Here is a 23,207-nt window from a genome sequence, read left to right on the forward strand (position 1 = left end):
GTGGTGATTATGCCTTCAGTTGAAAGCTTTGAACTTGATCATAATGCTGTAAAAGCGCCATACGTTCGTCATTGCGGCGTTCATAAAGTGGGATCAGATGGGGAAGTAAATAAATTTGATATTCGTTTTTGTCAGCCTAACAAGCAGGCGATGAAACCTGATACGATTCATACATTAGAGCATTTGCTTGCGTTTAATATTAGAACACACTCAGAGAAATATGATCATTTTGATATTATCGATATTTCTCCAATGGGCTGCCAGACAGGCTACTATTTAGTTGTCAGTGGGGCACCAACTCCAAAAGAAATCGTTGAACTTCTTGATGCAACATTCAAGGATGCAGTTGAAGTAACTGAAATTCCTGCTGCAAACGAAGAGCAATGCGGCCAAGCGAAGCTTCATGATCTTGAAGGAGCAAAACGTTTAATGCGTTTCTGGCTTTCTCAGGATCAAGAAGAGCTTTTAAAAGTATTTGGTTAATAGAATGATGAACCGGACATTTAGATGTCCGGTTTTTTATTTGAATTCCAACAGTGATGTCAAAATAGGGGATATTTGTTAAAATGGACATGTCAGTAAAAGAAGGGGGAAACGCACGATGCGAAAAATGTTGGGAATGATTCTGATGCTCACGTTATTAAGTGCATGTGGAAACTCTGCAGCAAATAGCGGCAAAGGGGAAGTGCCTGAGCTATTAGAAGTAAAGCTTACAGGACCTGAGCAAGTGGAGAAAAATGAAAGCGTTATAGTAAAAGCAGCTGTCACATACGGTGATACGCCTGTTGATGATGCAGATGATGTTCAATTTGAAGTGTGGAAAGATGGCGACAAGGATAACAGCAAGATGATTCAGCCAAAGAAAGAAAACAAAGGTGTATACGAATTGCACACAGCCTTCAAAAAAGATGGCCTTTATATCATACAAGTCCATGTGACAGCTAAACAGCAGCATAATATGCCGAAAACGAACATCCACGTAGGTGAGGTGAAAAAAGAGAGTTCATCTACTGAAGATGAAGAAACGTCACATCATTAAAAGCGGTTTCATTTTGGATTAGGACGTTGGTTTGGTTCAGCATCTTGTGGTGAATCGACTTTATGCTTATATTCATAAGCCTTCGATGTCGTCCACAATGATAAAAAGACAACGATTGAGATAATGATAAAGCTGATAATCCCAAGTAACAGCATCTAACTCCCTCCTTATTTCCATATTAACATATATTTCATGCAGTCAAAATAGAAGAAATTGACGGCAGGTTTCAGTATAATAAGAAAAGGGTATTCTCATACTAAACGCAATTACATAAGGAGGAATAAACATGTCTGAAAATTTATTAAACGTTGTCAATAAACAAGTAGCTGATTGGACTGTGCTTTACGTGAAATTACATAACTATCATTGGTATGTAAAAGGGAAAGATTTCTTTACACTCCATGAGAAATTTGAGGAACTATATACAGAAACAGCTACATATATTGATGATTTGGCTGAGCGTATGCTTGCTTTAAATGGACAGCCTGTTGCGACAATGAAAGAGTGCTTAGAAATTTCAAGCATTCAAGAAGCGGAAGGCAAAGAATCAGCGGAGCAAATGGTGAAAAATCTATATGATGATTTCTCCAATATCGCTGAGGAATTAAAGAAAGGAATGGAGCTGGCTGCAGAGGTTGGCGATGAAACAACAGGTGATATGCTGCTTGCGATTCATCAATCCATTGAAAAACACAACTGGATGCTTAAAGCATATTTAGGATAATACACGTATGGGAAAAGAATGTCGGTCATAATTCGATCGACATTCTTTTTTTATTGGAATCGGGACAGACAGCCCATTGAAATCATAGGGCTTTCAGCCGAAGAGAAAAGAGAAGGGAGGGAAGAAGATGTCTTCTATTGCAGGAATGATGAGTCAGCAAGTAGCGAGCATTCAAAAGACACTCAATATTAGTTTGTTGAATTCACAGCTTGCTACGAATACAGCACAAGCTATGGTGATGCTGGATCAAGTGCAGCAGCAGCCTCAAGCTGTTCAGCCAAAGGATTCAGATGCAAGCTTTATTGATGTTAGGGTCTAGGAAGTAGCCGCCGAGCAAGGCGGCTTTTTCTTGTCAAAAGACAGCGCCTTTATTTTTTGTCGTCCAAGCTATTGCGAAAATCCGGCATATACTATTGAGGTAAGGAGTTCCACTTTGAAAGGATGTTGATGCCAAGTGAGCAAGGATTTAGGCATCTTTTCGTTGGTTACAGTGAGTTTGTCGGCGATGGGCTTTCTGTTTGGTGGAGCAGGATATTTACTGATGATTTTAGTGACGTTGATGGCTATTGAATTAATTTGTTCAAGCCTAAGAGAATCTTTGACTGGACAGCTCACAATGAAGCGGTTTTTTACAAGGTTTGTTCGAAAGATCGTGACAGTCTCCTTAATATCGATGGCACATTTCTTTGATGTCATGCTGAAGACAAATGGGACGATTAAGGATTTAGCGCTCATCTTTTATATTATTTATGAATCTTACCAAATCGTCTCGACAGCCAGAGCCCTTGGAGTTCCCATTCCACAGTTGTTTATTGATGTATTGGACATGTTGAAAAATAAATTGCGCAAAAAGCCGTAATTTCCTCATATCTGGTCATACTAAAGGAAAAAGGATGATTCAGATGGCGAGACACACATACTATGTATCCGTACAAGATGGATCGATATCGCAGCATAGAGACGCAGCGGCTTGGCAATTTCAAATAGAAGCAGATGATGATCAAATTTTGCAGCTGAGAGACTATTTCGATGAACAGTATATGACAGATTGGAAAGGCTTCTTTCGGGCACATGTTCCTTTTCTTGAATATCATTATGATAGTCCAAATGATGAAATGGATAGAAAAAGAAAAGAGATTTACACAATGATTTATGAGCTCGGCAATGAAGAGACAAGGAGCTTTATTGAGACAAATGGTTTGATGAATTGAAAAAGCATGTAGAGAATCTCTACATGCTTTATTTTCGCGGTTGTAAAATGCCTCCGATCAGATCAGTGATCCCGCCGCCTCTATTTTCTTGCTGTGAATTGGTGAATTCATGAGAGGAGCTTTGGCTCTGAGGCTTGTAGCGATTATCATCTAATCCAACCCGTAAGCCAGATGTGCGCTCAGATGGCTGGATAATGACGATTTGATCTTGTTCCTGGAACTCAAATAAATAGGATTCACCAGATGTTTGTCCAATGAAAGTTTTCCAGTTCACATCTAATTTGACCTTTGGTGCTTTGCCTGTCCAAGCGACAATTGCGTCAGGGTCTACGCGGCAGGGGGCTTTTAAAATGAGCGGATTTCCATTCGTTTTGATGGCGACCTGCGCTCCGTGCCCTTGATAAGAGAGTTTTGATGTAAACAGTCCTTTCTGCGATAAAATACCAACGCCTACTGGTGTGACACCGTAATGGCATTCCTCAGTAAAGGCAAGTAAATCTTCACTTTCTACACTTACGTGCTGCCAAGGACCGCTTGGCTCAAGATTAATCACTGTCACATGCTCGCTTGAATCAGCCAGATAGCAAGTACCTTGTCCACTCACTTCCATCATCTCAAGGTTTTCACCTGTGAATTTCCTGCTGATATGGTTAAATACTTGGCTGACCATATTTCCTTTATTCGTTCCAAGTAATCGCTTGCGGTATTGGAAACTTCCTTGATCGGCAATCATTGCGCCCTTTTTGGCAAAAAAGATTCCGCTGCCTTCTGCTTGTAAGGTAAGTTCTTCTATTGTGATGAAATGAAATCCCATGGGTGCCGGCTCCTTTCCTGCGTCAAGATGTGAATCCATAGATGCGGCATAAATCATGTAAATCTAGAGTAGTCCCTTGCCCGGTCGCAGTGATTTTCCATTCCTCCTGATCTCTCGTGAGTTCTGCGCATATAATGGATGTACAATACGAATAATCTTCTGTTAACTGAAAGGTACAAATCTCTTGCTGCGAGATTTGATCAGTAAGGCGCACATAGGCATTAGTGACTTGTCCAAAATGATGCTGGCGTTCGTGTGCATCATGTATTGTGGCTGTGACGACAATTTTATGAATATCAGGTGAGACTCTGCTTAATTGCATAATAATCATTTCATTGTCTCTATACCCTCCGCCAACTTGATGATCGCCAAGATGACGAACAGCTCCGTCTAAGCTTTGCTGCTGGTGATAATAGATCAGATGCTTAGGAGACAACAGTTTGTCCTCTTTATTTAAAAGAAACACTTGCGTATCTAAATCAATTGGCTGACCGGCCAGGTCCCAGCCAAGCCCGATATGAATTTGGTCGACCGCTGGATTGTCTTTTGTTAAATCTAACTTTTGCCCTTTCAGAAGGTGTTTCTTGATCACCTCATGGGGTGCGTCTTGTTTTGACCCATTTTTTATACTCATGCTGATTTCCTCCTCGTTGTCATAGGACAAACACTGATTCATTTACGTCATATAGGGATAAAAGGTTTCATGATTAAAATTGGGTGAAGTTGGAGATGATAAAAAGGTTTTAGCAACAATACCTCATTTTAGATACAGACGAGTTGGAACCACTCGTTTGTTTCACTTTTGATAAAAATTCTTCAGATAAATGTGATCTGTGGTATGATGTTTTACAAGAAGCAAGGACAGGATATGAGGGATTTCACATGCATGTATTTAAAGACTATTATCATAATACGGTCAAGCTCTCTTTTGAGGGGAAGCCTTTTTCAAGTCATCCTAAGCATGTTTGGGCCATCTGCCGCTACCAAGGGAAGTGGCTGCTCACTGAACATGAGGATCGGGGCTATGAGTTTCCAGGAGGGAAAGTTGAGCCGGATGAAGAAGCAGACCAAGCCGCTATACGGGAGATTCAAGAAGAGACGGGTGCTGTTGTTCGTGAATTAACGTATATTGGTCAATATCAGGTGCTGGGCAGAGAAAAGGTCATTGTCAAGAATATTTATTTCGCTGATATTGAAAAGCTAGTGAAGCAAGACACGTATTTTGAAACGAAAGGACCCGTTCTTTTCGCAGACTTGCCAAGATCCATCGCAAAAAATAAGAATTTCAGCTTTATTATGAAAGATGATGTGTTAAGACAAAGTCTTGCTTATTTAGAAAAAAACGGTTTAATTCGTTAAAAAAAGCGCAGGGAGACATTCCCTGTGCTTTTTTATTTTTGAAGAAAGCGGCGTTCGAGCCATTCCACAAGCTGGTACATGATAGTCGCAAACACAGCAATAATGAAAAGACTTAAGAACACGAGTGTAAAGTTGAAGACTTGAAAGCCGTAAATGATCATGTAGCCGAGCCCTTTTGAGGAAACAAGAAATTCCCCCACAATAACCCCAACCCAAGAAAGGCCGACATTGACTTTGATCGCAGAAATCATCGTTGGAATACTAGCTGGCAAAATGACCTCGCGAAAGACGACGCTTTTTTTCGCACCAAAGGTTTTCATCACCTTTAAATAATTCTCATCGACCTCTTGAAAGGCTGTATAAATGACGATCGTCGTAATGATCACACTAATGATTGCGCCCATGGCAACGATACTGATCATGCCAGGCCCAAGGGCAACAATTAAAATCGGGGCGAGGGCAACTTTTGGCATGGCATTTAAAATGACTAAATAAGGATCAAGAACGTTTGCCAGGCGGGTGGACCACCATAAGGCGGCAGCAAGCAAAATACCGCAAAAGGTACCAAGTAGAAATCCGAGTACTGTTTCAAATAATGTAATACTCATATGATTCACTAAAGACCCATCGGATATTTTTTGGACAAACAATTGGCAGACCGCAGATGGTGAACTAAATATCAGTGGATCGATGAGACGAAAATGACTGGCAAGCTCCCAAAGCGAAAAGAAGCTGGCGAAAATAATGAACTGATAGATTCGGGTCATGCGTTTTTCCATTCGGTATTTTTTGCGATAGGCTTCATGTAAAAGATCACTGTGTTTCAACGGTTTTCAGCTCCTTCCAAATCGTTTGAAAGAGCTCTTGGAAACTCTGGGTCTGTCTTGCTTCGAAAGGAGAAAGAGTCCTCAGATCCTCTGGAACGGTAAAAATCCGCTGAATCGAGCCAGGATGCTTAGAGAATAAGAAAATGCGGTCACTCATCGCAATGGCTTCGCCAATGTCATGTGTCACAAGGACCGCTGTTTTTTGATAGTCTTTGAGTGTATGAAAGACGAGATCCTCTAATGTTAGTTTGGTTTGATAGTCTAGAGCTGAAAAGGGTTCGTCTAGTAAAAGCAGACCGGGATTCACTGCAAGCGTTCGGGCGAGAGCCGCACGCTGCCTCATACCGCCTGACAGCTCTTTCGGGTATTTTTCCTCTACATCATGAAGGCCAAGCTTAGGCAGTAAGCCAAGAGCGGCGGAGGTGGCTTCATGTGAATCTTGTTTGGTAATTTTCAATCCGAGAATGATATTTTCCTTGATGGTTTTCCAAGGGAACAAATAATCCTGCTGGAGCATGTAGCCGATTTGATGCTCCTTTTGATTCGGTTCTTTTCCTTCGATTAAAATTCGGCCTTCAGAAGGCGGCGTTATTCCTGCAATGATAGACAGCAGGGTGGTTTTTCCGCACCCGCTGGGACCAATAAATGAGATGAATTCTCCTTGGTCTATCTCCATATTGATGTGCTGTATGGCCGTTGTTTTTTCTTTTAAAGAGAAGTACGTGTGGGTCACATGGTCAATTTGAAGGAAAGACATGTGCTACCTCCTATTCTATTTATGTTCTGTGACCTTCTTTGCAATGGATGAATCGACAAGTTGTTTGTACGGGATAAATTTCGGCAATTCATCGCTCTCCTTCATAATTTCCTGCAATTTGTTCCATTCCTCTTCATTCAGAAGGGGGTCTGTTGCATAGGATTCCTGCTGTTTGTAGCGTTTAATGGCAGTTGATAAGACATCAAGTTCTGTGTCAGGAAAATGAGATTGAATAGTTTTGGCAATCTCCTCCGGCTGCTTGGCTTCCACCCATTTCTGCGCTTTGTAAATGGCACGAGTGAAGGCTTCAGCTGTCTCTTTGTTTTCCTCTAAGTAACTTTTCTTTGCCATGAAGGTGGTATAAGGCACCTTTCCGGAAGCCTCTCCAAAGGAGGCGGTGATGTACCCTTTGCCTTCTTTTTCAATTAAGGATGCTGTCGGTTCGAATAACTGCACAAAATCGCCAGTTCCAGAGGAGAAAGCACCTGAAATGTTGGCAAAATCAATATTTTGAATCATACGGAGATCCTTTTTTACATCAATGCCTTCCTTTTTCAGGACATATTCACCGACCATTTGCGGCATGCCGCCTTTCCGCTGTCCAAGAAAGTCTTTTCCTTTTAATTGATCCCAAGAGAATTCGCTCACTTTCTCCCTTGAAACAAGAAATGTACCGTCTGTTTGTGTCAGCTGTGCAAAGTTGACGACAGAGTCTTTTGTGTCTTGAGCCTCTACATAGATAGAGGATTCAGAACCGGTCAGGGCAATATCTGCACCACCGGATAAGAGAGCTGTCATCGTTTTATCGCCGCCCCAAGTCGTTTTTAATTCAACCTCTAGCCCTTCTTCTTTGAAGAAGTCCTCAGATAAGGCAACATATAGCGGAGCATAAAAAACCGAATGGGTCACCTCGGCTACTTGTACGGTCTGCTCTTGTTCTTTTTTACAGGCGACAAATGGAATAAAGAGCAGGACAACGACGATGAATGCCAGTCTGACTTTGATGGAACGATTCAAGAGTAATTCGCCTCCTTTGTTCTAGATCACTAATTAAAGTATGTCAAAAGGGATTTTTGGTGAGTGCCTAGATGAAAATAAGAAGCGCATTGTTTATTTATAGAATGTGTCTTTTTTTCTATACTAGAAGCATGAATACTTCCTTGAATTTGGAAGAAATAAAGGGGCGGTTTCGTGTATAGAGTGAGTTGGGTATTTCTTGGGTGGTATTTAATAGGGCTCATATTAATGGTCTTTTTTGAGGTGCCAGCATGGCTTCAATTTGCAAATGGCATTTTCCTTGTGCTGTATGCCTGCTGTGTGATAGAGATTGGGCGAAATATTTATGGATCATGGGGAATGGTGATTAAACGGGCAGCCATTGTCGGCGTGCTGACATTTACGGTTGAATGGATTGGGATCACAACCGGGTTTCCTTTCGGGGCTTATGACTATTATCCAACGTTAGGTTTTCTAGTGGCAGGGGTGCCTTTAACCATTGCTTTTGCATGGGTTGGAGTATTTTTAAACAGTCTTTTTTTATCCAGTCAGCAGTCGAAGTGGAAACGAGCGGTCGAAACGGGGATATGGATTGTCTTGCTTGACCTCATATTAGACCCAGTAGCAGCTGAACGGAAATTTTGGGTGTGGTATGACGGCGGTGGTTTTTATGGTATTCCTTTTGAGAATTTTGTGAGCTGGGGTATGATTGGAGCAGGACTTTCCTTTCTCTTCCCGCTTGTTCGGATTGATCAGAAGGCTCTGAACTGGACGAGCCGTATTTATCAGGCAATGGTGTTCTTTTTTGGTGTGCTGGCATTAAAGGGCGGGCTCGAGGTCATTTTTTATTTAGCACTGATCATTGTTATTTTGTGTGAAGGAAGGGGTCAATTTGAAAGAAAGCGACAAAAGCCGATCGTTTAGACGTATATTTTCTCTTTATCTTGAGCGGTATTTACTTCATAAACATTTCCGCTGCGTGATGATGAAAGGCGCTGTGGACCCAAACGAGAAGCTGCCTGTTCTTTATATCGCCAATCATAGCTCATGGTGGGATGGGCTGATCCTCTTTCTTTTAACAGAAAAAGCGTCCGAACTCGATCACTATATGATGATGGAAGAGAAGCAGCTGAAGCAATATGCCTTTTTTCGTAAGCTTGGTGCCTTTCCGGTTCAGAAAGAGAAGCTGAAAAGTGTGAAGCAAGCATTAATGACGGCAAAAAAGAACATGCAGGCTGGCGGGGCTGTATGGCTTTTTCCACAGGGGAAAATCATGCATCAGGACATACGGCCGCTTGAATTAGAGGGCGGGGCTTCATTTTTAGTGAGACAATTTGAGCAAGTCGTGGTGAAGCCTGTGACCTTGCATTATACATTTAATCAATTTCAAAAGCCGACAGTATCTGCTGTGTTTGGTGAAGATACCTTAGTATGTAGCGGAGAACTTCGAAGCAAGGACGTGACGCATCTGCTCAGAGATCTGCTTGAAACGCAGTTAAACACACATCAAGCACAGGTCATCGCAGATCCTGATTTTTCAAACAATCAAGAATTTAGACAGATGACAAGGACAAGTCAGTCAACAAGTGATGCGTTTGATTCCTTTAAAAAGTGGGTGAAAACATGGCGGTCTTCCTAACTGTGATCAGTGTACTCTTGCTCTGTCAGTTTATTTTCACCATATGGAATATGAGGCAGCTTCCTGTTTTAAAGCCAGCATCCTTTCCGCCGGGTGAACCGATTTCATTATCAATTCTGATTCCAGCGCGAAATGAGGAAAATCGGATCGAAGCCTGTCTTCAGTCGATCGTTGATCAACGTCTTTACCCGAAAGAGCTCATCGTCCTTGATGACCATTCGACAGATCAGACAAGAGCGATTGTGGAACGCTTTGCAGAAAGATACCCGTGGATCCGTGTCCAGTCAGGTCAACCATTAAAGCGCGGCTGGCTTGGTAAATCATATGCCTGTTCTCAGCTCGCGGAAGCTGCTGCTTCTGACTGGCTGCTATTTTTAGATGCGGATGTCCGTTTAAAAAATGGGGCAGTTGAATCAGTGTACAAGCAGTTATGCATGCAAAAAACGGGCATGCTGTCAGGTTTTCCAGAACAGAAAACAGGTACATTTTTTGAGCATCTTGTGGTTCCTATGATGATGTTTACCATTGGCTGTCATCTGCCAGTGAAATGGGTAAGAGAATCTAAGAATCCCGCTTTTGCCGCAGCACATGGCGGTTTTATTGCCATTGAAAAGAATTGTTATCACGACATTGGCGGGCATGCAGCGATCAAGGATTCACTAGTTGATGATATGGCCTTGGCTAGACGTGTGAAGGAAAAAGGCTTTCCGTTCACACTTGCAAGCATTCATCCATTTGTGTATATGAGAATGTATGAGAGTGGACAAGAGGTTTGGGAAGGTTACCGGAAAAATTTATTCCCAGGTGTGAATCGAAGCATTGCTTTGTTAAGCAGTGTCTTTTGTTTATACACCCTCCTTTATTTGGTTCCTGTCATTTGTTTCATGATCGCATTGTTTCAGCTGGATGTTTTGAGCGTATGCTTAGCGATTCTTTGTTATGGGATGGGTGTATCGATTAAAGCGGCAATAGATACTGAAAATGGGCGGACATCTGCGATGGCTTTTTTATTGCCGGTCAGTATTTTAAGCCTGATTGCTATCGGTTTTGCTTCTATGAAAATCGGTCTGAAAAAAGAAGGGTATGAATGGAAAGGGAGAAGGTACGAATGAAAAAAGTGATCATCATCGGCGGCGGACTTGGCGGATTATCAGCCGCGATCCGTCTCCAGTCACGCGGGGTTCAGGTCACCATTTTAGAAAAAGAAGCGGCTTTAGGCGGGAAATTGCAGCGCCATCACGAGGCAGGCTACTCTTTTGATTTAGGACCGAGTACCATTACAATGAAGGCATATTTTGAAGAAGTGTTTACAGCCTGTCATAGACGGATGGAGGATTATGTGACCTTTTATCCAATTTCTCCGCTGACCAAAAATATTTTTTCAGATGGCCATACGGTCGAGTTTACGCCGAATATTGAGCAAATGGAATCACAAATTGCTGCATTCAGTCCTGAAGATGCGAAACAATACCGCGCATTTTTGCAGGAATCAAAGACGCTTTTTCAAAAGGCAGAGGAGCAGTTTTTAAATCGTTTGTTATTGAGCTGGAAGGATAAGGCGGATTTAAAGCTGATGAAAGCACTTCTTGCTGTCAAACCATTCACATCCGTTCAGCGCCTGCTGCGTCAATATTTCCGTCATCCCCATACATTGGCGATGTTTGGACGGTATGCCACTTATATCGGCTCTTCTCCGTACGAAGCGCCGGCTATTTTTAATATGATGGCGTATTTAGAAGGAGAGAAAGGGATTTATGGAATACAAGGCGGTACGTATCGTTTAGTTGAGGCATTTGAGACACTGGCAAAAGAATTAGGCGTTCAGATTCACCTCAATGAACAAGTGAACAAGATTCATGTGAAGGATCGGCGGATCAAAGGAGTGGAGACGGATCAGCAGATGTATGAGGCAGATCAAGTCATTGCAGGAGCAGATGCGCTGACTGTATACCGTCATCTTATAGATGAAAAAGACCGTCCTCGTTTTTTAAATCAAAAACTGGCTGGTATTGAACCGTCCTTGTCTGGCTTTGTTCTCTTATTAGGTGTACCTAAAGTCTATGAACAGCTGGCTCATCACAATGTGTTTTTCCCTGAGGATTATGAGCAAGAATTCAAAGATATTTTTCAGAAAAAACAACTGCCTCAAGATCCGACGCTTTACATATGTTATTCAGGTCATTCAGAACCAGCTTTAAGCGGAGGAGCGGGAAGAAGCAACCTGTTTGTACTGGCCAATGCACCATATGTGACAAAAGAGCAAGATTGGGACATGCTAAAGGAGACATATCGTCAGCATGTAAAAAACAAATTAATGGACAAAGGTCTTTTTGATTTGGATGAGCTTATCGAATATGAAGCGGTTCAAACCCCGCTCGATCTGCAGCAGAAAACGGGGGCATATCGTGGAGCCATTTATGGCATGTCTTCAAACTCGTTCAAACAGGCGTTCTTTCGCATCAATAATCAGTCAAAGGACATTGAAGGACTTTGGTTTGTTGGGGGAACAAGTCATCCAGGCGGCGGCACGCCAATGGTGACAAAATCAGGTCAGCTTGTCGCAGAAGCGATGCTGAAGCAATGGACGTAAACAGAGATGAAAAGGAGAGAAATCGAGTGATTGTGGAAAAAAGAAGGTTTCCGTCGCCCCATCCGCATATTTACTTATATACAGTGACCTATGAGGCAGATGGACTTCGGATGAAAGGGCTGCTCGCTGAGCCGGCCGGAGAAGGTCTCTACGACGGCTTTTTGTACTTACGAGGCGGCATTAAAAATGTGGGGATGGTCAGACCTGGCCGGATTGTGCAATTTGCCGCGCAGGGTTTTGTCGTCTTTGCTCCCTTTTACCGAGGGAACCAAGGAGGCGAAGGGAACGAAGATTTTGCCGGAGAAGATCGAAAAGATGCTTTTGCTGCCTTTCAGCTGTTAAAGCAGCACAAAAAAGTGAAGAAGGATCGCATTCATATCTTTGGTTTTTCGCGAGGCGGTATTATGGGCATCTGGACCGCTGTAGAAATGAAACAGGAGGCGGCTTCCTTTGTCACATGGGGAGGCGTCAGTGACATGAAACTTACTTATGAAGAGCGTGTGGATATGAGACGGATGATGAAGCGTGTGATTGGTGGTCCGCCGCATAAGGTGCCAGAGGCATATGAGAACAGAACCCCTTTAAATGATGTGGATAAAATTGAAGCACCTGTCCTGATCATTCACGGAGAAGAGGACCAAAATGTATCGATTGAGCATGCATATTTGTTAGAAGATGCACTGCGCCAGCACGGGAAGTCTGTGGAGACGTGGTATTTCCATGGATACAACCACTATTTCCCGCCGCAGCATAATCGAGAAATTGTGAGAAGGCTGACCACATGGATGCACAGCCGAAAAAGCGGAAATGTGTTAAAATAAGCAGTATAACGAAATATAGAAAGTAGGGGGATTTTCATTATGGGAATGCCTGTTGAATTTAATACAATGATTGTCACAAAGGGAAAAGAGACAAGAATTGAAGAAAATGTATTTGAACTCATGAAGGATGGATACCGCATTTATCCGTTAAATATTCCACTTGAGGTGCGCAAAACGAAAGACGGAGAAAAAACTGGGACAGCACATGTTGAAAAACTAGAGCTGACAGACAATGTCACGAAGGTGACGTACCGTCTTGTGTCATTGCATTCAACAAACTAAAAAAGCTGAGGGATTGAATCTCCTCAGCTTTTTTCATTTGGTTATACGAGTGGTCCGCCTTTGGCTTCAATGTCACTTGCCGCGTGACTGAATTTTTGGAAGTTCTTTTTAAATTCATTGGCAAGGAAGTGTGCTTTTTCTTGATAAGCCTTTTGGTCATCCCATGTTTTAGCAGGTTGAAGCACTTCATCCGGTACACCAGGAATATGAAGCGGGATGTGTAAGCCAAAGATGTCATCAGTAATCATTTCAGCATTGTCAAGGTCACCTTCAATCGCTGCCTGAACCATTGCTCTTGTATGAGCGAGATTCATTCGTTTGCCTGTGCCATAGCCTCCGCCAGTCCAGCCTGTATTCACAAGGAATACTTTAGCACCGTGCTCATCAATCTTTTTGCCAAGCATTTCAGCATAGACGTGAGCTGGAAGCGGGAGGAATGGTGAACCGAAGCACGTAGAGAATGTCGTTTCTGGTGATGTGACACCGCGCTCAGTTCCCGCTAATTTACTTGTGTACCCGCTCAAGAAATGGTACATTGCCTGTTCTTTTGTTAAACGGCTGATTGGAGGTAAGACGCCAAACGCATCAGCTGTTAAGAAGACAATGGCAGATGGGTGTCCTGCGATACTTGGTTTCACGATGTTATCAATCATTTCGATTGGGTAAGCAGCGCGTGTATTTTCAGTAAAGAATGTATCATCATAATCCGCTTCACGTGTTTCTTCATCAAGCACAACGTTCTCAAGAACTGATCCGAAGCTGATCGCTTTGTAGATCTGTGGTTCTTTTTCTTCACTTAAGTTCACACATTTCGCATAGCATCCGCCCTCGATATTGAAGACCCCTGTGCCAGACCAGCCGTGTTCATCGTCTCCGATCAGCTTGCGGCTTGCGCTTGCAGAAAGCGTCGTTTTCCCAGTACCTGAAAGTCCAAAGAATAAGGCTACATCGCCTTCTTGACCTACGTTTGCTGAGCAGTGCATGGATAAAATATCTTGCTCAGGAAGCAGGTAGTTCATCACAGAGAAAATGGACTTTTTCATTTCTCCTGCATATTCTGTTCCACCGATAAGAATCGTGCGTTTTTCAAAAGAAACGATGATAAACGTTTCAGAGTTTGTGCCATCTGTTGCAGGATCTGCTTTGAAGTGCGGTGCAGATAAGATGGTGAAAGGTTTTTCTTTTGAAGAAGGTGTTGACCCGTCAGGTCTGATAAATAGCTGCTTGGCAAAAAGATTGTGCCATGCGAATTCGTTTACAACTGTAATCGGCATACGATATCTTTCATCAGCGCCTGCAAACCCTTCAAAGACGAATAGTTCATCACGTTCTTTTAAGTATGACACAACCTTTGTATATAAACGGTCAAATGCTTCTTTGGAGATCGGCTGGTTGACTTGACCCCAATCGATTTTATGTTCAGAGCTTTCTTCTTTGACGATAAATTTATCTTTAGGCGAACGTCCTGTGTAGGCTCCAGTTGTCGCGCGGACAGCTCCTGTTGATGTTAAAACGCCTTCATTACGTGCCAAAATCTTTTCAACAAGTTTCGGAACAGATAAATTTTGGTGCGTATTTTCTAATGAGAGCAATGACTGCAAATCTTCTTTTAAATCCACTGAGTTCATAAAAAAACCCTTCCTTTACCGTTGAATTTGTTTGTTTCGATTAGTATAACACATTAATAATAATAGTCTATACTATTTAAACATTTTTGTGTGTGTTTTTTCATTTCTGCTATGAAAATATGCTTTTTGGTGATGCTAATAGTGAGGAGAAAAAAGAGGGAGATAATTCTTATGAAGCATTGACATGACGCAAGGGTTTAAGATAAGATATCTTATTGAACGGATACTCTTATCCCGAGTTGGTGGAGGGACAGGCCCGATGAAGCCCAGCAACCGGTTTCTTATGAAAAAGGCATGAACATGCTGAGAAACCAAGGTGCTAACCTGATGCAAGGTACAAGAACACCTTGAGCGATAAGAGTGAAAGGCATGCGATCTCAGACCCTTTCCTCGCAATGAAGGAAATGGTTTTTTTATTTTTGGGATATCATATGAACAAATTGCCAATAACATCTCTAATATAAACGTTATTAAATATAAGAGGGAACGAGTTCCGTATCATATTGGAGGCCTCATCTTGGGATGATGTGGTCTTGTACAGGAGGAAATAGCCATTATGAGTCAAAATCGTCGTTTATTTACTTCAGAATCAGTGACAGAAGGACATCCGGATAAAATCTGTGATCAAATTTCAGACAGCATTTTGGATGAAATTTTAAAGAAAGATCCAAATGCACGTGTTGCCTGTGAAACTTCTGTTACAACCGGTCTCGTATTAGTAAGCGGTGAAATTACAACGTCTACTTATGTCGATATTCCAAAGACGGTGCGTGACACAATTAAGGAAATTGGCTACACACGTGCGAAATATGGTTTTGATGCGGAAACATGTGCGGTCCTTACATCAATTGATGAACAGTCTGCTGATATTGCGCAAGGTGTTGACAAAGCGCTTGAAGCACGTGAAGGAACAATGACTGAAGAAGAAATTGATGCGATTGGTGCAGGTGACCAAGGATTGATGTTTGGTTTTGCCAACAACGAAACCGAAGAGCTCATGCCGCTGCCGATTTCCCTAGCGCATAAATTATCTCGCCGTTTAACAGAAGTACGTAAGAATGAGACACTTGCATACCTTCGTCCAGACGGAAAAACACAAGTCACAGTTGAATATGATGAGCAAAACAAACCAGTTCGTATTGACACAGTGGTTATTTCTACGCAGCATGCACCAGAAGTGACGCTTGAACAAATCCAAAGTGACTTAAAAGAGCATGTCATCAGCCCTGTCGTTCCAAGTGAACTGATTGATGAACAGACAAAATACTTTATTAACCCAACTGGCCGTTTCGTGATCGGTGGACCTCAAGGGGATGCTGGTTTAACTGGACGTAAAATCATCGTTGATACGTATGGCGGATATGCTCGTCATGGCGGCGGTGCTTTCTCAGGTAAGGATGCAACGAAGGTTGACCGTTCTGCGGCTTATGCTGCTCGTTACGTAGCGAAAAACATCGTAGCTGCCGGCCTTGCAGATTCTTGTGAAGTACAGCTTGCTTATGCAATTGGTGTTGCACAGCCTGTATCGATTTCAATTGATACATTCGGAACAGGAAAAGCTTCTGAAGAAAAATTAATTGAAGTGGTTCGTGCAAACTTTGATCTTCGTCCAGCTGGCATTATTAAAATGCTTGACCTGCGCCGTCCGATCTACAAACAAACAGCTGCATACGGACATTTCGGCCGTCACGACTTAGATCTTCCGTGGGAAAAAACGGATAAAGCCGAAACACTTCGTAAAGAAGCATTGGGACAATAACAACATAGAAAACCGCTTATTTTAAGCGGTTTTCCTTTTGATTAAAAAAAAATCTGCAAAAAGCGAAAAAATGTGAAACAAAATCGGACAAAATACTGTCTAATTATAGGTCTACTTTTAAGAAATAACATAACGTGGAGGCAATAATATGTGTGGGTTTGTTGGTGTATTTAATCACCGTCCATTGTCCGAAACTACTGAACAGGAAGAGCTAATTAAACAAATGAATCGTCTCATCGTTCATCGCGGTCCGGATGATGAGGGTTACTTTCATGATGAGCATGTAGGATTTGGATTTAGACGTTTAAGTATTATAGATGTTGAGCACGGAAAGCAGCCGCTTTCTTATGAAGATGAAAAGTACTGGATTATTTTCAACGGAGAAATTTATAACTATGTGGAGCTGAAGGAAGAGCTTGTGAAAAAAGGCTATTCATTCAGCACAGATTCAGATACGGAAGTACTTCTTGCCACATACCGTCATTATAAAGAAGAAGCGGCTTCAAAGCTTCGCGGCATGTTTGCATTTTTAATTTGGGATAAAGAAGCGCAATTATTATATGGCGCAAGAGATCCTTTTGGCATCAAACCGCTTTATTTTACACAAATGGATGAGCAAGTGTACTTTGCGTCTGAACGCAAAAGCTTGATGGCAGTGAACGAGAACATTTTATTTGATGAGACATCCTTACAGCAATACATGTCATTCCAGTTCGTACCTGAGCCAAATACACTTGATCAAAAGGTGCACAAAGTTGAGCCTGGTCATCAGTTTACTTTACGCCCAGGACAGGAGATTGAATTTAAGACTTACTGGAAAGTTCAATTCAAGCCTGAACAAACACAAGAACAAAAGCTGATTGAAGAAGTCCGCGATGCAATCTATGATTCTGTGAAAATTCACATGAGAAGTGATGTTCCTGTTGGTTCATTCCTATCAGGTGGTATCGATTCTTCTTTCATCGTATCTGTCGCAAAGGAATTTCATCCTGAGCTGAAGACGTTTTCTGTTGGTTTCCAGCAGGATGGCTTTAGTGAAGTTGATGTGGCGAAGGAAACGGCTGATAAGCTGGGCTTACAAAACTTCAGCGCTGTGATTTCTCCTGAGGAATATATGAATGAGCTTCCAAAAATTGTTTGGCATTTAGATGATCCTTTAGCTGATCCGGCGGCGATTCCATTGTACTTCGTGGCAAAGGAAGCGAAGAAACAAGTGACGGTTGTTCTTTCTGGTGAGGGAGCAGACGAGCTGTTCGGTGGATATAATATTTACCGTGAGCCGCTTTCTCTTAAACCATTTGAATCTGTTCCATCTATGCTGAAAAAGCTTCTTCTTCGTCTGGCGCGCTTAATGCCAGAAGGAATGAAAGGAAAAAGCTTTATCGTCCGCGGCTGTACACCATTAGAGGAGCGTTATATCGGTAATGCGAAAATCTTTGAAGAGCCAGTAAAGAAAAATCTCTTAAAGCAGTATGATCCGAACATTACATATCGTGATGTGACGAAGACATACTTCGAGGAAAGTGCAGGCTACAGTGATATTAACAAAATGCAATATGTTGATATTCATACGTGGATGCGCGGTGACATCTTATTGAAAGCAGATAAGATGACAATGGCGAATTCCCTTGAGCTTCGTGTTCCATTCCTTGATAAGGTCGTATTTGAAGCGGCTTCTAAAATTCCAGAAGAGCTGAAAACAAAAGATGGCACAACGAAATATTTATTGCGTAAAGCAGCAGAAGGCATTGTGCCTGACCATGTGTTAAACCGCAAGAAGCTGGGCTTCCCTGTTCCAATTCGTCATTGGCTGAAAAATGAGATGAACGCTTGGGCGAAAGACATCATTAAAAACAGTCAAACGGACGAATATATTAACAAAGCATATGTGCTTGATTTATTAAATGAACATTGTGCTGGTAAGGCAGATCATAGCCGTAAGATTTGGACCGTTCTGATCTTTATGATTTGGCACAGCATTTATGTGGAGCGCAGTATTGATCCAGAGCAATTGAATCATCAACCAAAAGAAGTCATCTTCAGTTAATGAAAAAAGGTTTTCAGCTTTGTGCTGAAAACCTTTTTTGTCATGATAGAAAGCGGTGGATAAGGGTAAAATAACAAGCGGTTCATAGTTATTGCTTAATATCCTGAAAAAAACATGATAAAGTGAAGATACACGTATGATGTTAACGAGATAAAAGGGAACGATAGTATTGTCCTTTTTCTACATATTCTCTGCGGATTCGGTCCATGTCTTGAATATCTTCATCTGTTAAGAGCCGAACGACTTTGGCTGGACGGCCAAAAGCGAGTGATCCTTTTGGGATGACCTTGCCTTGAGGGACAAGACTTCCTGCACCGATAAAGGCGCCTTCGCCGATCTCCGCACCATCGAGAATGATGGACCCCATGCCAATGAGGGCATTTTTTCGAATGATTGAGCTATGTAATGTGACTTGGTGTCCAATGGTAGCACCATCTTCAATAAGAAGTGTTTTTCCAGGACTTTGATGCAGGCACGATAAATCTTGAATGTTGACGTTCTTTCCAATTCTCACAGGTGCGACATCGCCTCTGATGACAGTTTGGAACCACACGCTCGAATATTCTCCAATTGTGACATCACCGGTAATGGTGGCGTTTTCTGCGACAAAGACCGATTCATGAATCTCAGGTGTAAACTGATGATATGGATAAATCACTTTTTCGACTTCCTTTCTTAATACAACATTTGTGAGGTGTTTACTTTGTGGACTTGGCATGCTGAAAGACCAGTTGGTACAATTGTGATAGTACATGGTGCGAGTGAATATCACGGCCGATATAAATGGCTGATTGAAATGTGGCGGAATGCAGGCTATCACGTCGTCATGGGTGACTTGCCTGGGCAAGGCACATCGACACGTGCGCGAGGCCACATTCGTTCATTTCAAGAATACATTGATACAGTCGATGAATGGATTGAACATGCGAAATCATTCAGGCTTCCTACATTTTTACTTGGACACAGTATGGGTGGACTCATTTCAATTGAGTGGATGAAGCAGTATACCCATACGAAGTTGAATGGCCTTATTTTATCATCACCTTGTTTAGGTCTGCAATTTAAACCGAAGAAGCTGATGGATTTTGCGTCAAAAGGTCTAAATATGCTGGCACCGTCTTTTAAAGTGGAGTCAGGGCTGTCGATTGAACTAGCGACACGAAATCAGGCGGTCATTGAGGCAGACTCAAATGATTCTCTTTACGTGACAAAGGTGTCGGTTCGCTGGTATCGAGAGCTGATCAAAAATATCGATGCGGCGATGCAGCCGACGAATGTCTTTAAATCGATCCCGCTCCTTTTAATGCAGGCGGGCGATGATAAGATCGTGGATAAAACGAGGGTGATCAAATGGTTCAATGGTATAGAATCAACCAATAAATCATACCGTGAATGGGAAGAGCTGTATCACGAAATTTTTAATGAACCGGAAAGAGAAGATGTGTTTAAGGCGGCAAGAGCCTTTACAGATCAATATATTTGATTGTGAGCTTTAAGTTGGGGGTGGAGTGATTTGTCAGTACCAGAGCGTCCTTTTGCACTGATGACAAAGGTGTATAAAGATATTTTTCCGCTTGTTCATCAGGAGCTGAAAAAGTGGCGGGCTCATGCAGAAATGATTGAAAATGAAGAACTGAGAACGCAGGCACTAGCGAGCATATCTAGTAAAACGTTTCACTGTGAAGGCGGAGGTATTTTATCTCTTCTAGCAGGTGAAGAAAAAGAAACGTGTATTGAATTCATCGTGGCATATCAAACCATCAGTGATTACTTAGATAACCTATGTGACCGCAGCACGTCGCTTGATCCAAAGGATTTTCATATGCTGCATCAAGCGATGAGAGATGCGCTTGATATTCATGCTGAGCTCAAGCCATACTATCAATTCCGTGAGGATCAAGAGGATCATGGATACTTACATGCGCTTGTCCGCACATGTCAAGACGTGCTTGCGCGCGTTGAGCATTATCCAATCATTCAGCCATATTTACACACGCTGTGTGATTACTATAGTGATCTGCAAGTACATAAGCACGTTGTTCCTCATGAGCGTGTGCCAAGGCTAGAGTCGTGGTTCCGCCAATATGAAAAGGATTTGCCGAAGATGGAATGGTATGAATTTTCAGCTTGTGCGGGATCGACGTTAGGGATATTCTGTCTTGTGGCGTATGCGCTGCAGCCTGATTTTACAGAAAAGCAGGCGAAACAAATATACGAAAGCTATTTCCCTTATATTCAAGGTCTGCACATTTTACTCGATTATTTAATTGACCAAGAAGAGGACCGGCTTGGGGGAGATCTGAACTTTTGCTCATACTATGACTCTCATCATGAGATGATGGATAGACTACAGCATTTTATCGAAAAAGCGGATGAGCAGCTGAAAGGCATTCCGCATGAGAACTTTCACAAATTGATTAACAGAGGATTACTCGCGGTCTATTTGTCCGATGAAAAAGTGACAGCCCAAAAAGAGATGAACAAGCTGGCAAAAAGGCTGATCAAATCAAGCGGGAAAACATCGTTCTTTTTCTATATTAACGGAAGAGCCTATCGGACCTATCAGAAAATGCCTTGGATGAAATCATCATAAAAAAGCTCAAATCCATTAGATTTGAGCTTCAGCGTGTAGACAAACCATCGCGTTCGGTGTCAGGTCTGCAAAGGTTTTCTATCATGCTAAAAAGAAAAAAGCTAAAATGCACATCATTTTAGCTTTTTTTCAATGGCGACCACAAAAGGCGGGTCGTTTTGAATATTCATGTATTGATATGATAAAACTTGTACTTCTTCATGAGACAGTGATCTGCAATAGTCGAGAAGCACTTCTTTTTCTCTTTTACCTTCGGGATGTCCATGGTAGATCACAAGGACGATCAGTCCTCCGGGTTTGAGCCATTCGAGGAGTTGTTTAATCGCTTCAATGGTTGTATGCGCCTGAGTGGTAACGGCTTTATCGCCTCCGGGCAGATACCCAAGGTTAAACACTGCACCAGATATATGTCCATAAACGTCCTTCGGCAGATGATCCGCCAGTTTTTCATGTCCATCATGGATCAGGTGAACGTAAGGATATTGATCGCCAAGCCTTTTGCTTGTCTGCTGCAAGGCTTCCTCTTGCACGTCGAATGCAAACACTTGACCATCAGTTCCTACAAGGTCAGCTAAATAGAGTGTATCTTGGCCGTTTCCCATTGTTGCATCTATGACGATGTCGCCTTTTTGACACGCGCGTTCTAACAGCTCTTTACTAAAAGGAAGCATGCGTTTCAAAATCATTTTGCTGCTTCTTCCAATCTGACGAAACGTTTCCCTTGGTAGCTGTTACGTCTTTCAAGCTCAGCATTAATGGCATTTAGTACTTCCCACTTATTTACACTCCACATTGGACCAACCATTAATTCAATTGGGCCGTCTCCTGTAATACGATGAATAATCATTTCTGGCGGAAGAATCTCCAGCTGATCACAAACAAGCTGAACATATTCCTCCTGGCTTAAAAACTCAAGCTTTCCTTTTTCATATTGCTTGACCATTGGGGTCCCTTTTAAAAGGTGAAGCAAATGAATTTTAATTCCTTGCACATCTAAATCCGCAACAGCTTTTGCTGTTTCCATCATCATGTCCCGGTTTTCAAGAGGCAATCCGTTGATGATATGCGAGCAGACACGAATTCCGTGTTTTCTCAGCTTTTCTACACCTTCAACGTAGCATTCATAATCATGAGCACGGTTAATGAGCATCGCTGTCCGTTCATGTACCGTTTGAAGACCGAGCTCTACCCATAGGTAAGTGCGTTCGTTTAATTCGGCTAAATACTCCACTACGTCATCCGGCAGACAGTCAGGTCTTGTTGCAATGGATAGACCTACGACACCATCCAAGTTCATGACGGTTTCATATTTTTCTTTTAGGACAGGAAGCGGCGCGTGTGTGTTTGTATACGCCTGAAAATACGCCATGTATTTTCCGTCTTTCCATTTTGTATGCATCCTGTCTTTGATCTCATTAAATTGAGTGATGAGATCATCAGCCCGGTTTCCTGCAAAATCACCAGAACCAGCGGCACTGCAAAATGTACAGCCGCCGTGGGCTACGGTACCATCACGGTTTGGGCAGTCAAAGCCGCCGTCTAAGGCTACTTTAAATACTTTATGACCAAAGTGTTCACGCAAATGGTAGTTCCATGTGTGATAACGTTTTTCGCTGTTTGAATATAAAAAAGGGTTATGCTGATCCAAGTCAGTAACCTCCTTGCATAATAATAGGCATCCTTAAAGTTTAACAAAAATCACGAAGGAGGACAATTGAATCTGTCCAACATTTTCTTTAGTGAAAAAGCTTTATATGGGCAAAATAGGCGGGAGCGATGATGAAATGGAGGGAATGTAAGATGGCAACAAGGCAGTCGATCGATGAATTTATCCAAAAAAGTACTGAAACTCTTGAGTTTGCAAGTGAGCAATTTGATTTGAGCTCACGACAGGAACATTATAATGAGGAAGAATTTTCTAAAGCACAGCTCATGCTTGAGAATACGGTCAACGAATTAGAAAAATTAAAAGATGTCGCCAATGACCAGCAAAGAGAACGGTTAGACAGGGCGCGTGTTCAAATTCAGAGCTTGCAAAACCAAATGATATTAGGAATTTCTTACGATAATGTTTGATGAACAGATCCTTCTTAAAGGGTCTGTTTTATTTTTTGGATGTTT

28 protein-coding genes and 1 riboswitch are annotated in these 23,207 nt (G+C 42.2%); of the genes, 18 read left to right on the forward strand and 10 right to left on the reverse strand.

Features of this window, described 5'->3' with window-relative positions:
* Nucleotides 1-9 precede the first annotated feature (9 nt).
* Both AMR95_RS09470 and AMR95_RS09475 read left to right on the forward strand, forming a co-directional pair.
* Nucleotides 10-483 carry an S-ribosylhomocysteine lyase gene (locus AMR95_RS09470; RefSeq protein WP_003217624.1) on the forward strand — a complete coding sequence of 158 codons (474 nt, stop codon included), beginning with the start codon at nucleotides 10-12 and terminating at the stop codon, nucleotides 481-483.
* Nucleotides 484-601: 118 nt separating this feature from the next.
* Entirely contained in the window at nucleotides 602-1,039 is a 438-nt protein-coding gene (locus tag AMR95_RS09475; protein WP_039180888.1) for a FixH family protein, read from the forward strand.
* 8 nt (nucleotides 1,040-1,047) lie between these two features.
* On the opposite strand, the gene ytzI is transcribed toward AMR95_RS09475, so the two are convergent.
* The gene (gene ytzI / locus AMR95_RS09480) at nucleotides 1,048-1,194 is read right to left on the reverse strand and encodes a YtzI protein (RefSeq protein WP_003217544.1); all 147 of its coding nucleotides are present in this window, start codon (nucleotides 1,192-1,194) and stop codon (nucleotides 1,048-1,050) included.
* A gap of 131 nt (nucleotides 1,195-1,325) precedes the next feature.
* On the opposite strand from ytzI, the gene AMR95_RS09485 reads away from it, so the two are divergent.
* The 4 genes from AMR95_RS09485 to AMR95_RS09500 all read left to right on the forward strand — a co-directional run bounded on the left by AMR95_RS09485 (nucleotide 1,326) and on the right by AMR95_RS09500 (nucleotide 2,974).
* Nucleotides 1,326-1,763 (forward strand): Dps family protein, encoded by a 438-nt coding sequence (locus AMR95_RS09485; RefSeq protein ID WP_039180885.1) that lies wholly within the window; start codon nucleotides 1,326-1,328, stop codon nucleotides 1,761-1,763.
* Nucleotides 1,764-1,890: 127 nt separating this feature from the next.
* Nucleotides 1,891-2,082, forward strand: coding sequence for a hypothetical protein (locus AMR95_RS09490; protein WP_024424925.1), 192 nt, complete (start codon nucleotides 1,891-1,893; stop codon nucleotides 2,080-2,082).
* Between the two features lie 135 nt (nucleotides 2,083-2,217).
* Nucleotides 2,218-2,622, forward strand: a complete 405-nt coding sequence (locus tag AMR95_RS09495) for a phage holin family protein (protein ID WP_058838182.1) — start codon at nucleotides 2,218-2,220, stop codon at nucleotides 2,620-2,622.
* A 43-nt stretch (nucleotides 2,623-2,665) separates the two neighbouring features.
* Nucleotides 2,666-2,974, forward strand: coding sequence for a hypothetical protein (locus AMR95_RS09500; RefSeq protein ID WP_024425787.1), 309 nt, complete (start codon nucleotides 2,666-2,668; stop codon nucleotides 2,972-2,974).
* A gap of 28 nt (nucleotides 2,975-3,002) precedes the next feature.
* On the opposite strand, the gene AMR95_RS09505 is transcribed toward AMR95_RS09500, so the two are convergent.
* The gene (locus AMR95_RS09505; RefSeq protein ID WP_039180879.1) at nucleotides 3,003-3,788 is read right to left on the reverse strand and encodes an AIM24 family protein; all 786 of its coding nucleotides are present in this window, start codon (nucleotides 3,786-3,788) and stop codon (nucleotides 3,003-3,005) included.
* A 22-nt stretch (nucleotides 3,789-3,810) separates the two neighbouring features.
* Entirely contained in the window at nucleotides 3,811-4,422 is a 612-nt protein-coding gene (locus AMR95_RS09510; protein ID WP_058838183.1) for a TerD family protein, read from the reverse strand.
* 248 nt (nucleotides 4,423-4,670) lie between these two features.
* Between AMR95_RS09510 and ytkD the strand changes: the two genes are divergently transcribed.
* The gene (ytkD, locus tag AMR95_RS09515) at nucleotides 4,671-5,147 is read left to right on the forward strand and encodes an RNA deprotection pyrophosphohydrolase (protein ID WP_039180876.1); all 477 of its coding nucleotides are present in this window, start codon (nucleotides 4,671-4,673) and stop codon (nucleotides 5,145-5,147) included.
* A 32-nt stretch (nucleotides 5,148-5,179) separates the two neighbouring features.
* Here the strand turns inward: ytkD and AMR95_RS09520 are convergent, their stop codons facing one another.
* Genes AMR95_RS09520 through AMR95_RS09530 form a run of 3 tightly spaced genes read right to left on the reverse strand, consistent with a single transcriptional unit; the run spans nucleotide 5,180 to nucleotide 7,748 of the window.
* Nucleotides 5,180-5,926: an ABC transporter permease gene (locus tag AMR95_RS09520; RefSeq protein ID WP_369810477.1), complete on the reverse strand. Its 747-nt coding sequence runs from the start codon at nucleotides 5,924-5,926 to the stop codon at nucleotides 5,180-5,182.
* A gap of 34 nt (nucleotides 5,927-5,960) precedes the next feature.
* Nucleotides 5,961-6,731: an ABC transporter ATP-binding protein gene (locus tag AMR95_RS09525; RefSeq protein ID WP_058838184.1), complete on the reverse strand. Its 771-nt coding sequence runs from the start codon at nucleotides 6,729-6,731 to the stop codon at nucleotides 5,961-5,963.
* Between the two features lie 15 nt (nucleotides 6,732-6,746).
* The gene (locus tag AMR95_RS09530) at nucleotides 6,747-7,748 is read right to left on the reverse strand and encodes an ABC transporter substrate-binding protein (RefSeq protein WP_058838185.1); all 1,002 of its coding nucleotides are present in this window, start codon (nucleotides 7,746-7,748) and stop codon (nucleotides 6,747-6,749) included.
* Between the two features lie 174 nt (nucleotides 7,749-7,922).
* On the opposite strand from AMR95_RS09530, the gene AMR95_RS09535 reads away from it, so the two are divergent.
* Genes AMR95_RS09535 through AMR95_RS09560 form a run of 6 tightly spaced genes read left to right on the forward strand, consistent with a single transcriptional unit; the run spans nucleotide 7,923 to nucleotide 13,059 of the window.
* Nucleotides 7,923-8,651 (forward strand): carotenoid biosynthesis protein, encoded by a 729-nt coding sequence (locus tag AMR95_RS09535; RefSeq protein WP_058838186.1) that lies wholly within the window; start codon nucleotides 7,923-7,925, stop codon nucleotides 8,649-8,651.
* Complete coding sequence (locus AMR95_RS09540; RefSeq protein ID WP_058838187.1) at nucleotides 8,620-9,366, forward strand: lysophospholipid acyltransferase family protein; 747 nt, start codon at nucleotides 8,620-8,622, stop codon at nucleotides 9,364-9,366. Before AMR95_RS09535 ends, AMR95_RS09540 begins: the two co-directional genes overlap by 32 nt.
* A complete protein-coding gene (locus tag AMR95_RS09545; protein ID WP_058838188.1) occupies nucleotides 9,351-10,478 on the forward strand; it encodes a glycosyltransferase in 1,128 nt (375 codons plus the stop codon). The genes AMR95_RS09540 and AMR95_RS09545 overlap by 16 nt, the downstream gene beginning before the upstream one ends.
* Nucleotides 10,475-11,956: a phytoene desaturase family protein gene (locus AMR95_RS09550; RefSeq protein ID WP_058838189.1), complete on the forward strand. Its 1,482-nt coding sequence runs from the start codon at nucleotides 10,475-10,477 to the stop codon at nucleotides 11,954-11,956. Before AMR95_RS09545 ends, AMR95_RS09550 begins: the two co-directional genes overlap by 4 nt.
* A gap of 26 nt (nucleotides 11,957-11,982) precedes the next feature.
* Entirely contained in the window at nucleotides 11,983-12,777 is a 795-nt protein-coding gene (locus tag AMR95_RS09555; protein ID WP_058838190.1) for an alpha/beta hydrolase family protein, read from the forward strand.
* 39 nt (nucleotides 12,778-12,816) lie between these two features.
* The gene (locus AMR95_RS09560; RefSeq protein ID WP_025092385.1) at nucleotides 12,817-13,059 is read left to right on the forward strand and encodes a DUF2584 domain-containing protein; all 243 of its coding nucleotides are present in this window, start codon (nucleotides 12,817-12,819) and stop codon (nucleotides 13,057-13,059) included.
* Nucleotides 13,060-13,100: 41 nt separating this feature from the next.
* On the opposite strand, the gene pckA is transcribed toward AMR95_RS09560, so the two are convergent.
* Nucleotides 13,101-14,687, reverse strand: coding sequence for a phosphoenolpyruvate carboxykinase (ATP) (pckA, locus tag AMR95_RS09565; RefSeq protein ID WP_058838191.1), 1,587 nt, complete (start codon nucleotides 14,685-14,687; stop codon nucleotides 13,101-13,103).
* 226 nt (nucleotides 14,688-14,913) lie between these two features.
* Nucleotides 14,914-15,048: riboswitch (SAM riboswitch) on the forward strand.
* 195 nt (nucleotides 15,049-15,243) lie between these two features.
* On the opposite strand from pckA, the gene metK reads away from it, so the two are divergent.
* The gene (metK, locus tag AMR95_RS09570; protein ID WP_039180847.1) at nucleotides 15,244-16,446 is read left to right on the forward strand and encodes a methionine adenosyltransferase; all 1,203 of its coding nucleotides are present in this window, start codon (nucleotides 15,244-15,246) and stop codon (nucleotides 16,444-16,446) included.
* Between the two features lie 148 nt (nucleotides 16,447-16,594).
* Entirely contained in the window at nucleotides 16,595-18,493 is a 1,899-nt protein-coding gene (gene asnB / locus AMR95_RS09575; protein WP_039180844.1) for an asparagine synthase (glutamine-hydrolyzing), read from the forward strand.
* A gap of 142 nt (nucleotides 18,494-18,635) precedes the next feature.
* Here the strand turns inward: asnB and AMR95_RS09580 are convergent, their stop codons facing one another.
* Nucleotides 18,636-19,151, reverse strand: a complete 516-nt coding sequence (locus AMR95_RS09580) for a gamma carbonic anhydrase (protein WP_047203523.1) — start codon at nucleotides 19,149-19,151, stop codon at nucleotides 18,636-18,638.
* 45 nt (nucleotides 19,152-19,196) lie between these two features.
* Between AMR95_RS09580 and AMR95_RS09585 the strand changes: the two genes are divergently transcribed.
* Nucleotides 19,197-19,976, forward strand: a complete 780-nt coding sequence (locus tag AMR95_RS09585; protein ID WP_058838192.1) for an alpha/beta hydrolase — start codon at nucleotides 19,197-19,199, stop codon at nucleotides 19,974-19,976.
* A 30-nt stretch (nucleotides 19,977-20,006) separates the two neighbouring features.
* The gene (locus AMR95_RS09590) at nucleotides 20,007-21,086 is read left to right on the forward strand and encodes a tetraprenyl-beta-curcumene synthase family protein (protein ID WP_058838193.1); all 1,080 of its coding nucleotides are present in this window, start codon (nucleotides 20,007-20,009) and stop codon (nucleotides 21,084-21,086) included.
* Nucleotides 21,087-21,199: 113 nt separating this feature from the next.
* Here the strand turns inward: AMR95_RS09590 and AMR95_RS09595 are convergent, their stop codons facing one another.
* Together AMR95_RS09595 and AMR95_RS09600 are read right to left on the reverse strand one after the other, a co-directional pair.
* The gene (locus tag AMR95_RS09595) at nucleotides 21,200-21,772 is read right to left on the reverse strand and encodes a tRNA (mnm(5)s(2)U34)-methyltransferase (protein WP_058838194.1); all 573 of its coding nucleotides are present in this window, start codon (nucleotides 21,770-21,772) and stop codon (nucleotides 21,200-21,202) included.
* A complete protein-coding gene (locus tag AMR95_RS09600; RefSeq protein WP_017358356.1) occupies nucleotides 21,769-22,734 on the reverse strand; it encodes a TIGR01212 family radical SAM protein in 966 nt (321 codons plus the stop codon). The genes AMR95_RS09595 and AMR95_RS09600 overlap by 4 nt, the downstream gene beginning before the upstream one ends.
* A gap of 152 nt (nucleotides 22,735-22,886) precedes the next feature.
* Here AMR95_RS09600 and AMR95_RS09605 point away from each other — a divergent pair, with 152 nt between their 5' ends.
* Nucleotides 22,887-23,162 carry a YtzC family protein gene (locus tag AMR95_RS09605; RefSeq protein WP_039180834.1) on the forward strand — a complete coding sequence of 92 codons (276 nt, stop codon included), beginning with the start codon at nucleotides 22,887-22,889 and terminating at the stop codon, nucleotides 23,160-23,162.
* Nucleotides 23,163-23,207 lie beyond the last annotated feature (45 nt).

The organism is Bacillus sp. G1(2015b) (genome assembly GCF_001482475.1).
Taxonomy (GTDB): domain Bacteria; phylum Bacillota; class Bacilli; order Bacillales; family Bacillaceae; genus Bacillus; species Bacillus safensis.

Coding starts and splice junctions, on each gene's coding strand:
- AMR95_RS09470 (WP_003217624.1), top strand. CDS start 10: ATGCCTTCAGTTGAAAGCTTTGAACTTGATCATAATGCTGTAAAAGCG.
- AMR95_RS09475 (WP_039180888.1), top strand. CDS start 602: ATGCGAAAAATGTTGGGAATGATTCTGATGCTCACGTTATTAAGTGCA.
- ytzI (WP_003217544.1), bottom strand. CDS start 1,194: ATGCTGTTACTTGGGATTATCAGCTTTATCATTATCTCAATCGTTGTC.
- AMR95_RS09485 (WP_039180885.1), top strand. CDS start 1,326: ATGTCTGAAAATTTATTAAACGTTGTCAATAAACAAGTAGCTGATTGG.
- AMR95_RS09490 (WP_024424925.1), top strand. CDS start 1,891: ATGTCTTCTATTGCAGGAATGATGAGTCAGCAAGTAGCGAGCATTCAA.
- AMR95_RS09500 (WP_024425787.1), top strand. CDS start 2,666: ATGGCGAGACACACATACTATGTATCCGTACAAGATGGATCGATATCG.
- AMR95_RS09505 (WP_039180879.1), bottom strand. CDS start 3,788: ATGGGATTTCATTTCATCACAATAGAAGAACTTACCTTACAAGCAGAA.
- AMR95_RS09510 (WP_058838183.1), bottom strand. CDS start 4,422: ATGAGTATAAAAAATGGGTCAAAACAAGACGCACCCCATGAGGTGATC.
- ytkD (WP_039180876.1), top strand. CDS start 4,671: ATGCATGTATTTAAAGACTATTATCATAATACGGTCAAGCTCTCTTTT.
- AMR95_RS09520 (WP_369810477.1), bottom strand. CDS start 5,926: ATGGAAAAACGCATGACCCGAATCTATCAGTTCATTATTTTCGCCAGC.
- AMR95_RS09525 (WP_058838184.1), bottom strand. CDS start 6,731: ATGTCTTTCCTTCAAATTGACCATGTGACCCACACGTACTTCTCTTTA.
- AMR95_RS09545 (WP_058838188.1), top strand. CDS start 9,351: ATGGCGGTCTTCCTAACTGTGATCAGTGTACTCTTGCTCTGTCAGTTT.
- AMR95_RS09550 (WP_058838189.1), top strand. CDS start 10,475: ATGAAAAAAGTGATCATCATCGGCGGCGGACTTGGCGGATTATCAGCC.
- AMR95_RS09560 (WP_025092385.1), top strand. CDS start 12,817: ATGGGAATGCCTGTTGAATTTAATACAATGATTGTCACAAAGGGAAAA.
- pckA (WP_058838191.1), bottom strand. CDS start 14,687: ATGAACTCAGTGGATTTAAAAGAAGATTTGCAGTCATTGCTCTCATTA.
- metK (WP_039180847.1), top strand. CDS start 15,244: ATGAGTCAAAATCGTCGTTTATTTACTTCAGAATCAGTGACAGAAGGA.
- asnB (WP_039180844.1), top strand. CDS start 16,595: ATGTGTGGGTTTGTTGGTGTATTTAATCACCGTCCATTGTCCGAAACT.
- AMR95_RS09595 (WP_058838194.1), bottom strand. CDS start 21,772: ATGATTTTGAAACGCATGCTTCCTTTTAGTAAAGAGCTGTTAGAACGC.
- AMR95_RS09605 (WP_039180834.1), top strand. CDS start 22,887: ATGGCAACAAGGCAGTCGATCGATGAATTTATCCAAAAAAGTACTGAA.